Annotated in this window: 10 protein-coding genes; 2 read left to right on the top strand and 8 right to left on the bottom strand. The window is 43.3% G+C overall.

Features of this window, described 5'->3' with window-relative positions:
• Positions 1-19: 19 nt before the first annotated feature.
• The 3 genes from MKX68_RS26025 to MKX68_RS26035 all read right to left on the bottom strand — a co-directional run bounded on the left by MKX68_RS26025 (position 20) and on the right by MKX68_RS26035 (position 3,769).
• Positions 20-1,705 (bottom strand): hypothetical protein, encoded by a 1,686-nt coding sequence (locus tag MKX68_RS26025; protein WP_340914645.1) that lies wholly within the window; start codon positions 1,703-1,705, stop codon positions 20-22.
• 291 nt (positions 1,706-1,996) lie between these two features.
• Positions 1,997-2,866, bottom strand: coding sequence for a carbohydrate ABC transporter permease (locus MKX68_RS26030; RefSeq protein ID WP_017688372.1), 870 nt, complete (start codon positions 2,864-2,866; stop codon positions 1,997-1,999).
• A gap of 18 nt (positions 2,867-2,884) precedes the next feature.
• The gene (locus MKX68_RS26035) at positions 2,885-3,769 is read right to left on the bottom strand and encodes an ABC transporter permease (RefSeq protein WP_036616097.1); all 885 of its coding nucleotides are present in this window, start codon (positions 3,767-3,769) and stop codon (positions 2,885-2,887) included.
• A gap of 317 nt (positions 3,770-4,086) precedes the next feature.
• On the opposite strand from MKX68_RS26035, the gene MKX68_RS26040 reads away from it, so the two are divergent.
• Positions 4,087-5,796, top strand: a complete 1,710-nt coding sequence (locus tag MKX68_RS26040) for a sensor histidine kinase (RefSeq protein ID WP_340914646.1) — start codon at positions 4,087-4,089, stop codon at positions 5,794-5,796.
• Positions 5,796-7,145: a response regulator transcription factor gene (locus MKX68_RS26045; protein WP_340914647.1), complete on the top strand. Its 1,350-nt coding sequence runs from the start codon at positions 5,796-5,798 to the stop codon at positions 7,143-7,145. The genes MKX68_RS26040 and MKX68_RS26045 overlap by 1 nt, the downstream gene beginning before the upstream one ends.
• Here MKX68_RS26045 and MKX68_RS26050 read toward each other — a convergent pair.
• From MKX68_RS26050 to map, 5 genes are all read right to left on the bottom strand, one after another.
• Complete coding sequence (locus MKX68_RS26050; RefSeq protein WP_340914648.1) at positions 7,139-8,005, bottom strand: aldo/keto reductase; 867 nt, start codon at positions 8,003-8,005, stop codon at positions 7,139-7,141. The two genes, MKX68_RS26045 and MKX68_RS26050, sit on opposite strands and share 7 nt — an antisense overlap.
• On the bottom strand, positions 8,002-8,385 hold the full coding sequence (locus MKX68_RS26055) for an ArsR/SmtB family transcription factor (RefSeq protein ID WP_445671092.1): 384 nt from the start codon (positions 8,383-8,385) through the stop codon (positions 8,002-8,004). The genes MKX68_RS26050 and MKX68_RS26055 overlap by 4 nt, the downstream gene beginning before the upstream one ends.
• Positions 8,386-9,005: 620 nt before the next feature.
• Positions 9,006-9,377, bottom strand: a complete 372-nt coding sequence (locus tag MKX68_RS26060) for a DUF7674 family protein (protein ID WP_249910645.1) — start codon at positions 9,375-9,377, stop codon at positions 9,006-9,008.
• 483 nt (positions 9,378-9,860) lie between these two features.
• Complete coding sequence (locus MKX68_RS26065; protein WP_340914649.1) at positions 9,861-11,099, bottom strand: DUF418 domain-containing protein; 1,239 nt, start codon at positions 11,097-11,099, stop codon at positions 9,861-9,863.
• Positions 11,100-11,269: 170 nt separating this feature from the next.
• Positions 11,270-12,010 carry a type I methionyl aminopeptidase gene (map, locus tag MKX68_RS26070; protein WP_124114771.1) on the bottom strand — a complete coding sequence of 247 codons (741 nt, stop codon included), beginning with the start codon at positions 12,008-12,010 and terminating at the stop codon, positions 11,270-11,272.
• Positions 12,011-12,026 lie beyond the last annotated feature (16 nt).

Consider the following 12,026-nt stretch of genomic DNA (forward strand, 5'->3'; position numbering starts at 1 on the left):
ATCCAGGTGAAACTTGACTTTATTTCAAATTCATCAGTGTCATTACATCCGTCTCGCTGGCTTGGTTGTACCATTCGTTAACTTCTTCGATCACGGTGTCTCCGCCTTTTTCATGCCACTGTTTCACAAAGGTATCAAATGCTTCAAGCGGCTCATTGCCATATATGATTTTGGTGAACGTCTCTTGTTCCATGGTGGTCAACTGTTCCCACACATTTTGCATCGTTGGCGTTGGTGGACCGTTAAACTCATTTGGCAGTAAAACATCCCTGTTTTCATAAGAAATCCGATATCCGTCCTGCGTCGTTTGATCCTTCGAGGCGCTCTGAATGAGGACACCCGTGTCGGCTTTAACTCCATTCGCCAGATCGTAGTAGGATTGACCGGGGCCATCAACACTCGGTGTATTTTTGGTAAATGCCATTTTGCCAACGCCTTGCACAGCTTCTAATGGCGTATTAAATTTCGTTGGATCAAAAGTGACTTCATCGTTAACGATATCGTAATCGTATCCCTGAGCGTAGCCGTATTTAAAATCTTCCGTACTGAACGCCGCGTCGTACATTTTATCGTAGTACAGGAAGAAGGCTTCCATGTTCTGAAAATCCTTGTTAAACATGAACACACCATCGTTCAACTGGGCGGATTGATAGGTCTTATCACCGTTCACACCTTGAATGGTCGGATAAGCACTGATTTTTGCACCCTCCACATTTTTCTCTACGTCCTTCACACTGTCGTAAAGCCAAGGACGACCAATGATGATACCAGCTTTCCCCTCCGTAAAATCGGACAGTGCATCCCATGCACCTTGGGTGGCTAATTCTTTGTTCAAGTACCCTTTTGCATACCAATCGCGTAACTTGGCAAGTGCCTCTTTGTTGCCAGCAGCCACAGATCCATACGTGAGTTTGCCATTGTCGTTATGCCATTGCCTTGGAAGATGTTTGCCCGTGTATGCGCTGAATATCATGACCGGATCGCTGACCCAGCCCGTATTGTAGGAATCTTTACCTGAAAAAGTAAAGCCGTATGTGTCTTTCTTGCCGTTCCCATCGGGGTCCTCATTAGTGAACGCCGCGATGACTTGTTCAAACTCCTCAATCGTTGTTGGCGCTTTCAAGTTTAAACTGTCCAACCAGTCCTGGCGGATCAACATGACTTCACCTTCCGTCAAATTCGGCGCAATGGCCATCCCGTAGACCTTGCCCTCCCTAACCACTGGATTGAAGGTGGTGGGGTATTGTTTGTATATTTCTTTTATCCGGTCAGGCATGTAGGTTGAGATGTCTTCTGTAATCTCCTTGACTTGCCCCGACTCAATCAGATCATTGACCAGCATGGTGTCATAGACGGGCAGAACGTCTGGCAGCTTCTCGGAACCCGTCAACGCCAGCCGCAGCTTGGTATTGTATTGTGAAGCATCACCTCCCAGCAGGGTGGTTTGGATTTTGATACCCAGGTTTTGTTCGCCCCAGCGGGTCAATACATTGTCATTTAACGTCTCACCGTTGATGTACTTTCCAGCATTTTCATCCTGTTGTTTGGCGATGGTGATCGTAAACGGTGGATCATATTTTCCGTCCTTAAGCACCGATGCCGGTACGGTCTCGGAAGCACTCTCCCCTTTGCTACAGCCAGCCATAAGAATAGCCGACAGCATAACCATACTTACCATTTTCCATAAATCAGTTCTTTTCTTCATGGAAACATGCCCCCTTCACTCACTCAATTTGTTTTCTATATAAGCTCAACTAATTTCATATTTACACTGACACTCCGATGACAGAACAACCTTCTGATCGCTGTTATCCCCAGAATTTTTGATTCACTTTTACAAAGGTGAAATTCTGGTAATAGCGTATGCTTGCGATGCAGCTTTCTTTCAGAAAGCTTTTAGGCGAACGCTCCGCTTCTTCAGGCTTTTTCTGTCCTCTCCGTTATCGTGTAAATTTTAGTTGAATTTATATAGCGATCCAATTTTTCGTCATCCTAACTATTCTTTGACGGCACCTAGTACAATTCCCTTCACGAAATATCGTTGTAAAAAAGGATAGACCAAAATGATCGGTAGTGTGCTGACGAAAATTTGAGCTGCTTTGATACTTTGTTCCGACATTGCAGCGACTTCAGACTGGCTCATCGCCATATTTTGCATATTGCTCTGCACGACAACGGTCTGTAAGAACGAAGCCAGCGGATACTTACTTGCATCCGACATGTACAAAATCCCGTCAAACCAGGAGTTCCAGTGCCCCACCATAATGAACAGGGATACGGTTGCGATGCCAGGCAGAGATAATGGTAAATATATTTTGCTGAGAATTACGAAAAAGGACGCTCCGTCAATGAAAGCTGCTTCTTCCAAGGCTTTTGGAATCGTTTTGAAAAAATTAACGAGAAGAATCAAATTATAAGCACCAAAAGCGCCTGGAAGCACAAGCGCCCATATGGTGTCCTTTAATCCAAGGGCTGTGATCAATATGTAAGAAGGTATCAATCCCCCCGAGAAGAGCATGGTGAAGATAAAAAACCACATGAGCACGTTGCGTCCCCGGAATTCCTTGGACAAGGCATATCCTGCACAGGTAAGGATAAACATGCTGATGGTTGTACCCAGTACGGTTCGAGTGATGGATGTCAGCATGGCACCGTTGAAATTAGAATTGTTGAACGTTTTTACATAGGCGTCCACATTGAACCCGACTGGCCAAAATGAAACCATATTACCGCTAATAGCCGCTTTGCTGCTGAGCGATTGTGCCAACAGATGAAGCAGTGGAAGAAAACACGCCAGACCAGCCAGTATCATGAACGCGTAATTAAAATAGGAGAATACTCTATAACCTGTCGTCTTATGGTACATGATCCCTCTCCCTCCTAGTTAGAATATTTTGTAATTGGCATACTTATAGGCCAGCCTATAAGAGACAACGATCAAGATCAAGCTAATCCCCGATTTGAACAGTCCTACAGCGGTTCCGAAGCCGTATTGCCCGTTTAACAAGGATGAACGGTAGACATAGGTGTCAATGATATCTCCTGTACTGTAGACAAGCGGATTGTACAGATTGAAGACTTGATCAAAGCCCGCGTCCAGAATATTGCCCAGACTCAGCGTAGAAATGACGATAATCATGGGCAACATGCTAGGCAAGGTAACGTATCGAATTTGCTGCCGGCGTGTGGCCCCATCGATCTCGGCCGCTTCGTAATAAGATGGATTAATCCCTGCAATGGTCGCTAAGTAGACAATCATGCCAAAACCAAAGCTCTTCCACACATCACTGATCACAACCGTGAACCGAAACAGATCAGGATCACCCAAGAAGTAAATGGGATCGTTCCCGAAAATCCGGGTTAAGATGTGATTGATTCCTCCGTCTAATCCCAGAATGTCGATCATCAACCCTGCCACAGTAACCCAGGACAAGAAATGCGGTAGATACACCAGTGTCTGTACACTTTTCTTAATGCCCATATTTCGGATCTCGCTCAGTAGAATAGCCATGACAATCGGAACGATAATACCAACGATAATTTTGGAAACGGCGATAATTAACGTATTAACGATCGCTTGTGTGGCTTCTTTGTACTGGAAAATTCGTTCGAAATTATCTAACCCGATCCACCGGGAACCTGTGATGCCCAACCATGGTTTGTAGTCCTGAAATGCCATAAGCAAACCTACCATCGGGCCATAAGAAAAGATGCACACAAACACAAATGCGGGAATACACAGAACGTACAAAGGCCAGCTTTTCTTGATTTCCTTTTTGAATGAAGTCCGCTGGGAAAGCTTTGTTTTTGTTTGTTTCGCGGATCTGGCGGGCACAATCTCGTTAATGTTGCATACCTCCTCTATGATGGATTTTCGAAAGCGATCCTTGAAGATAAGCTTAACAAAAGCGCTTTCATTCCAAAATGCCAAAATTTCAAGATCATAACCCCGCCCTGAAGCATTTTAAAACCGCTTTCATTTATCACCAATGCTACCCTTCCGCTTTTCGAAGGTTTGGCTTATATTAAAGTTAATCCGATCTGGAGTTTGAACTTCTACGTTTGGCGATATGAAAGGAAACACATATGATCAGAAAAATGTATATGAAACGATTCATCTATTTCTTTGTTTTTTTTCTGCTGCTGACGTTGAGTTTGTTTTTCGTAATGAACCGATTGAGCTCCAAGACACTTGAAGAAAATCTGATTGGAGCTTCCAAAAACCAGCTTGATTATGTGAAAGGCATTCTTGACGGGATTATATACGAAGCTAACATGTACGGGGTTCAGTATGCGGCAGACAGTGATGTCCGGTTTTACCAGAGGCATGTTAACGAGCTGAGCAATTACGATTCCCAAATGAAGAAAAACGAAATCGTTGATCGCTTGCGGCAAACGCTCCTATCCAGTCGATCGATTGAATCGATCGGCATTTACTGGAAGTCTGAAGAAACGTTTCTGTCCACGAACAATACACAGGAAGCGAGACTTCCGTTCAAGGATGTTCATCAACGGGGATGGCAAATTGTCGGCAATAGCTTGTATTACTTTGCCCTCTACCCTTACATCCAAAAATCCGGACAAAATGAACCGACTCAGTACGTCGTTGGTGTAAAGCTGAATACCGATTATTTGAAAAATCTGCTGAAAAAGGCTGTGAACAACGACAGCTCAAACGCTTTTTTTTGGTTTAATTCCCATCAGCTATGGAGTGAGAAAGAAGTCGACAACGATCTATTGAAAGCGGTTACTGAAATTATTTCTCCACAGCCGGAGATCACTTTGAAATATGATTATCATACCAATTCGGACGATTACTATGTTCTTTCCCGATATATTGAATCAATTGACGCCTACCTGATTACATATACACAGACAAATGATTTTCTGCAACCGATTGACCGTAACCGCAAAGTATTTTTTGCCAGCATTTTAGCCGTTTTCACGCTTGGTTTGGTTGTGATCTTTACGTTTTACCGGAACTATTACCGTAATATTCGTTTGTTGGAACGGAAGTTTTCACAGGTCGAACAAGGCAATCACAACACCCGTATTACCGAAAATACGGATAGAGAGTTCTACAGCCTGTTCAGAAGTTTTAATCATATGGTTACCGAGATCCAGGATCTGTTCGTATCCTTGAAGACTGAAACGGAACTAAGACGAAGTGCGGAACTTCAACAACTCCAAGCTCAGATCAATCCTCATTTTTTGTACAACAGTTTGTTTTTCATCATGTCGGTGGCTCAGTTTTCACCTGATTCTGTCATGCGCATGAGCAAACATCTAGCTGAATATTATCGTTATTTAACGAAGTTGGACCGGCATGAAGTCACGCTGGAAAGCGAGCTTCAGTTTGCGGAACATTTCCTGATTATTATGGCTCTTAGCAAAAAAATCGAGTACAGCATTGATCTGCCGCCGGAACTGGCGTCCCTTCCCCTCATGCCGTTGATCATCCAGCCAGTGGTTGAAAATGCGATTCAACATGGAATCGAAGGACAACAAGGTGCCCATCGGGTGACGATTGATGTCAAACAGACGGAAGCTGTGATAACGATCAAGGTCTCCGATGACGGAAAAGGTCTTTCGCTGGATGATATCCGCAGCCTGGAGGCTCGGCTTGAGAGCGATTCTCCCCCTGAAGGAATTAAAGGCGTAGGGCTCTGGAATGTAAATCGACGTCTGAAAAATACGTACGGCGAACGTAGCGGGTTACATTTTGCTACCAATGATTGGGGCGGCTTGTCCGTCCTGCTGCTCATCAGCATTCCCGACGTGAAAGGAGATAACTAATGCGATTATTAATTGTGGATGACGGACATTATGTCGTTGAGTATATGAAGCACTTGCTCGATTGGAACACCTTTGGCATTGATCAGATCGAGACGATGACCAATTCGATTGAAGCCCGGGACATGTTGACTCAAAACCATATCGATATTCTGATCACTGACATCCGAATGCCCGAGGTTTCAGGAATCGATCTGCTTCAACATATCCACCAACATAACTTGCCAACCAAAGTCATCATCCTTTCGGGCTACTCCGAGTTCGAATATGCGCAACAAGGAATTCGTTTAGGAGCGCTCGACTACTTGCTCAAACCTGTCGACAAAGATGATGTGGAGAAAGCCATGTCCAAAGCCATCAACAATATTACAAAGACACGTCCCGCTCAATCGATCGCATGGGAGAACTTTGATGGATTGGCGTTTCTGCTATCGTTGCTTGGTCATAACGAGACATTAAGTAAGGAATATGAGGCTTATACCAAATTTTTAGAGAAACGCCGTTTTTGCTGCTTTAAGCTGGAGGGTTTTACACAGGAACATGAGGATGTTATAAAACATGCTGTCGGAGACAAATTGGATCGTCTCGTTTGGAATGCGGGGACGCGACTGTTAGGTCTTGTTCCGGAAGAAGTTGCTGGGGAACTGACCATCAAACTGGAGCACTCGGTCGTGTCCCCTCCCTTTTCATTGACTGATCGAAACGTGACCCGTCAGATGTTCTACTGGTTCTTCCTTAATGAGGATGTACACTCAGAAGACTTCATAGGCATATTCAACCATTCTCCATCATGCGGTGATTGGGAGTCAGCCGGAAATATCATTAAAAAATATAATCAAATCCGTCTCCAAAAGCAAAAGGTAATCTTTCTGATGGAGACCATTCGATATGTATATCTGACGGATAAGGATCGCGATACCTATGAGACCGTGAATTGGATGTTCAACCAGTTACGGCATCCTGATGAACTATCGTCAACTCTCATGGATCGGGTCAGTCGGATCAGAAACAACAAACAGATGTCCATTCAAACCATCGTTGACAAAGTGCAAACGTATATCGAAGAGCATCTGTCACATGGCCTTAGCCTGGATGAACTGGGGAAAGTTGCACATCTCCATCCCGTCTACTTTTCCAAACTGTTTAAACAGGAGACGGGCGAAAATGTGTCAAACTACATATCCAGGAAAAGGTTGGAGAAGGCTTCTCAACTGCTTCAAGATTCGGAACTCCGTGTCCACGATATAGCGCAGATGGTTGGTTACCGAAAAAATCAATATTTTATCCAGTTGTTCAAAGTGGAATACGGAGTTACGCCCTATCAGTACCGCAGAAATATGATCCATCAATGAGAGCGAATAAATAGTTTCATCAAGTTGATATAAATCGGGTTGACCATGTAGCCATTCGGACTTACGGAATATCTCTTACCCGTGTCCAATCGTCGTATTTGTTCCATTTCCTTCTCATTCAACTCAAAGTCGAATATTTCATTGTTCTCTTTTATCCTTTGAGGATTCGATGATTTGGGGATGACAATAATTCCACGTTGCAGATGCCAGCGCAAAATGACTTGCGCAACCGACTTCTGATGGCAAAGGGCAATTGCCGCCAGCTCCGGATGCTCCAGCAGCGCTTTGCTTCCCTGCCCCAACGGTCCCCAAGCCTCATGCAGAATCCGATGCCGAACCATATAATCATGCAATTCGTGTTGCGGAAATTCCGGATGGGTCTCGATCTGATTTACCATCGGCGAAATCCGGGAATGCTTCTTCAGATGCTCCAGATGCCGTATCTCGAAATTGGCTACACCTATAACTTTGATTTTACCTGAGTCGTATAATTCTTCCGTCGCCTTCCAGGCATTCACGTATTGAGGACCGGCAAAATGAATCAAATACATATCGAGATACGTTACGTTCAGCTTCTGGCAAGTCTGCTCGAACGCCTTTTTCGTCGCGCGGTACCCCAGGTCTGTCGTCCATACCTTGGAGGTAATGAAGAACTCCTCCCTGGGAATGCCGCTGTTTTGGATGACCCGACCTAGCGCCGCTTCATTACCATAAATTATGGCCGTATCGAAATGGCGATAACCCATTCGAATAGCCTCCTCGACAGTCCTCTCGAAGGTCCCCCCGTCTTTGATCTTATATAGGCCGAACCCGAGTTGAGGAATGCCCACTCCGTTTGCCGCTACGACTGTCTGATTCATTCGGAACTCCCCTTCCCCGTGTTTCCTATTTGTTGTTCCGATGCTTGTTCTTCGCATTGTGCAAGCAACTTTTCTATTTGGTTCACAAGGTTTTTCAACAATTTCAACTTGCTACCGGAGTCAAGGCTGTAATAGTTGAGAGTTCCTTCTTTACGAACACTTATTATCTGTGATTCTTTCAATATTTTCAGATGATGTGATACGGTCGGTCGGGAAAGGTGAGTCTTCATCCTGATCTCTCCTACGCGCATGCCGGGTTTTTGCGGCCCTTGAATCAAGGCTATGAGGATGGCTTGCCGAGTCTCGTCTCCGATCGCATTCAACACCTTCTGATTGTTCTTAAATTCGATAGCAATCGTGGTCGCAAGTTCCTGATCCAAGTAAAATATCCCCTTCCATTTAGAACGTGTAATACTTTTGTAGATACAGCCTATCACAATCTCGGATTCGGCTGTACATCGGGAAAGAAATTCAAGAACCTATTTTTCCCATGACTTAAGACAAACGATATATGTCCAGATGGAAACTGTTCCAATGTAATGCTTTAGCTGCCTCTCAGTTCTCCGAAAAAATGTGCTCCTAGTTATGATGCTGTTTGAACATTAGCAAAAGAAGAAGCCCCCCAGACTAATGGAGTGGCTTCTATAAATTGAACTTATTTATTCTTCTGTGCAATGATGATATAGACAGGTTGGTTAGCAACTTGCGTCGGTGAGTGGATCGTATTAATAATTGAGAAACCTGCCTTAATGATTTCCTCCTCCATTTCCTTCGATGAAACTCTTGGAACAGTAGGCATTTGTCTTTTAATACTCTGTGAATTTCACCCAGTACGAAGGAATCTAATTACATAAATCTTTATTGAAATAAGTTCGTTCCCCTCAACCCTTAAGATAGGAAATTACATGGATAAAACAAAAAGCCGCTGCTTTAGCGACTTTGAATGATATTATAAAACCAACGATCCAAACTCTTGAATACTCATCTCCAGCAGAGTATCCTAAGCAAAATATTTCCCTGAGTGCAAATCTTCTATTTCTTGAGAAAGTCTTCTAGTATGTAACTTCATATAACATTGAGCTTTTTGCAAAATATCTGTATGCCCACCTAAATCATACAAAATTGTAGAAGATAACACTTGTACAATATAAAGGCTTGTTTGAGTTGCCATCCATTCAAAAAAATTGAAAAACTTCTCAATTTGCTCTTTGTCATCATTTTCACGAAGTAATCCATCAACATAAGTAGCCACTTCATCACCAAAAAACACATGTCCTAGAAACTCTTGATTTAATTCCAAATGTTCTATATAACAATCGTGGAATTCAGGAAAAAGTTTTAAGAATTGATTGATTAAATTGTCACTGTCCATTCTCCAACCTCCATACTTACCCGTAATCACTGTTCTTTTGGTTTAAAAAACATCTTGCCAACCATAAGTCCCATAGCAGATGAACAGATCAGATACCCAAAGAACAAGAAAAGTAAATAAACACCATGAAGATCTGCAGGAATCTGTTTCAAACCTTCAAACCAAGCTAAACGAAAAGGATAAAAGATGACTACCCAAATGATCAGCAAGAAAAGAAGAAAATTAATTATTTTTAGCACAATAATGATCCTTTCAAGCTTGAGTGGAAACAGTTGGATGTATATGCTTGATCTTTCATTTTGTATTACCTTACCACTGTCCGCACTATAATAGTTAGCTTATGTATTAGGGTTGATATGTTGAATCTATAAATAATTACTAATTATAACAGGAAACATTAGGAAGATGATCGTTACGGCATTAAGAAGCCCTTTCTTTTGGTAGAACGAGCTTCTTTTTGCGTTTCACGATAACACTTTATGCTTACTGGACACCAGGCGCGTTTTCATTCGAAGTTAAATTCGATCTTTTCTTCTTTCTTGGCTGCCCTTTCCAGGACAGATAAGTCCAAATCCGTAGGATATACTCGACAGGACCATTGCTAAATTTCTTAAGATATAGCGGACTGAGCCACAATTGAATACCGTACACAGCAAGCGCAATAATCGCTCCGATGAACACGCCAGCACTTCCAAACAGTCCCAGGCCATATCCATAGAAAATTGTTGTACAGATTAAGCTCTGCATCAGGTAATTCGTCAACGAGAGACGGCCAACCGCCTCGAACCTACCCAACAGGCTGGAACGGCGGTTTCCCGCATACAACAGTGCAAATGCGTATATGTATCCGAGTGAAAGTAGCGCTCCTCCTAGTGTTGTCCCGATACCGATGCCTGGCCAGCCTTCTGCGCCAAATTGTGGCGCCAATACACCGTATGTTTTGAGTATCAAACCAACTGGAATCAATAACGAGGCACGGCGAAGATACATAGTCCGCATCGTTTGGGGATCGCTAAACGTCCCCATTCTGGCAGCATGCATACCGAGCAGGAACATCGGCACCGTCATGAGTGGGCTTAACAGCAGGATTAACAGAGCAAATGATACCTCCAAATCTCCACCGAATGGATCGCCGTTATTGCTAAAATCCCTGATTTCTGCGTATGTGCCGCTACCGTATACATCCTGGCTTTGAATGATGTAGTTCTCCATATGAATGGACTCCGTAGCCAGCGGGTTCATCGGATTGGATGCAGGAAGACCAAGTATGCCCGCTCCGATGAGTAGCAGTACCGCCCAAATGAGCAGCGTTTTGGGCTTCCGATTAAGGAACATGAGCAGGAAGAAACCGAGTACGCCATAGAATGCCAGGATATCCCCTTCCCACAGATAGATGATGTGCACTAATCCGATTCCAAACAGTAGTAGAAAACGGCGTGCCAGATGACACTTTGGCCGTAAATCTCGTGATTTTAGGCTTTCCGAGAGCTTGACCATTCCGAAGCCAAACATAAATGCAAAAATCGGCATAAAACTGCCCACCACAGTGATCAGCAGGAACGAGAGGAAAGCCTGATCAGCTCCGCCGATCCCGAACAGTTCGGGTTTACTCTGGCCATACATTCCATATTGAAAAGCCAGCATATTCGCCAGCACAATGCCGGCCAGACTGAATCCGCGCAGTCCATCAATGACTTGAACGCGCTTTTTTGATGTGCTCAATCAATCACCTCTGTCTTTAACATAAAGATCAGATCTAAATATACGTTAAATCCTTCCATAATTTCAACATAAATTAATAAGTAAACGTTTATATTATGATTTACTTTGACGTACCAATAAAACAAAGACAAAAAAAGTCGCTAAATTTAGCGACTTTCAGTTTGAATACCTTAAAGAGTGACAATAATCGGACCATTCTTGGTAAGAATAATGGTATGTTCGATTTGAGCTACATAGCTGTTTTTAGTAACAAAGGTCCAGCCGTCTCCCGTTTGTTCTACTTCTTCTTCTGAAGTTGAGATAAATGGCTCGAATGCGATAACCATGCCTTCTTTTAACAATTCATCATCCGATGGATCATTATAATTATAGATGTGGTCAGGTGCTTCGTGTATTCCACGTCCAACACCATGTCCTGTAAGGTTTTTAATAACGGTTAATTCATGCTGTCTGGCAGTTTGGAATACAGCTTTTCCGATTCCACTTTTTTTGGAGCCAGGTTTTGCTTTTTTAAGACCTGCTTCAAATGCCAGTTTAACAACGTCGCATATTTTCGTTAACACTTCTGCACCTTCGCCTACGACAAACGAGATTCCCGTATCTGCAAAATAACTGTTCTTGGAGCCAGACACATCAATATTGACGATGTCCCCTTCTTGAATAACCCGATCTCCCGGAATACCATGTGCCACTTCTTCATTAACACTAATACAAGTAAATCCCGGGAAATTATATTCACTTTTTGGAGCAGAAACTGCGCCAGCTTTCTCAAAAAGCTCTCCTGCCAAATCATCAAGCTCTTTAGTAGTTATGCCTGGGATGGTTCTTTGAACCAATTCATCTCTAATTGAAGCCACAATTTTGCCAATTTCCTTCAAGCCATTAAAATCTTCTTCTGTTCTTGCGATCATTTTTTCTACCTCACTA

This window comes from Paenibacillus sp. FSL M8-0212 (assembly GCF_038004645.1).
GTDB lineage: Bacteria > Bacillota > Bacilli > Paenibacillales > Paenibacillaceae > Paenibacillus.

Excerpts from the sequence above, each read along its gene's own strand:
- MKX68_RS26025 (WP_340914645.1), bottom strand. The coding sequence starts at position 1,705 with ATGAAGAAAAGAACTGATTTATGGAAAATGGTAAGTATGGTTATGCTG.
- MKX68_RS26030 (WP_017688372.1), bottom strand. The coding sequence starts at position 2,866 with ATGTACCATAAGACGACAGGTTATAGAGTATTCTCCTATTTTAATTAC.
- MKX68_RS26040 (WP_340914646.1), top strand. The coding sequence starts at position 4,087 with ATGATCAGAAAAATGTATATGAAACGATTCATCTATTTCTTTGTTTTT.
- MKX68_RS26045 (WP_340914647.1), top strand. The coding sequence starts at position 5,796 with ATGCGATTATTAATTGTGGATGACGGACATTATGTCGTTGAGTATATG.
- MKX68_RS26050 (WP_340914648.1), bottom strand. The coding sequence starts at position 8,005 with ATGAATCAGACAGTCGTAGCGGCAAACGGAGTGGGCATTCCTCAACTC.
- MKX68_RS26060 (WP_249910645.1), bottom strand. The coding sequence starts at position 9,377 with ATGGACAGTGACAATTTAATCAATCAATTCTTAAAACTTTTTCCTGAA.
- map (WP_124114771.1), bottom strand. The coding sequence starts at position 12,010 with ATGATCGCAAGAACAGAAGAAGATTTTAATGGCTTGAAGGAAATTGGC.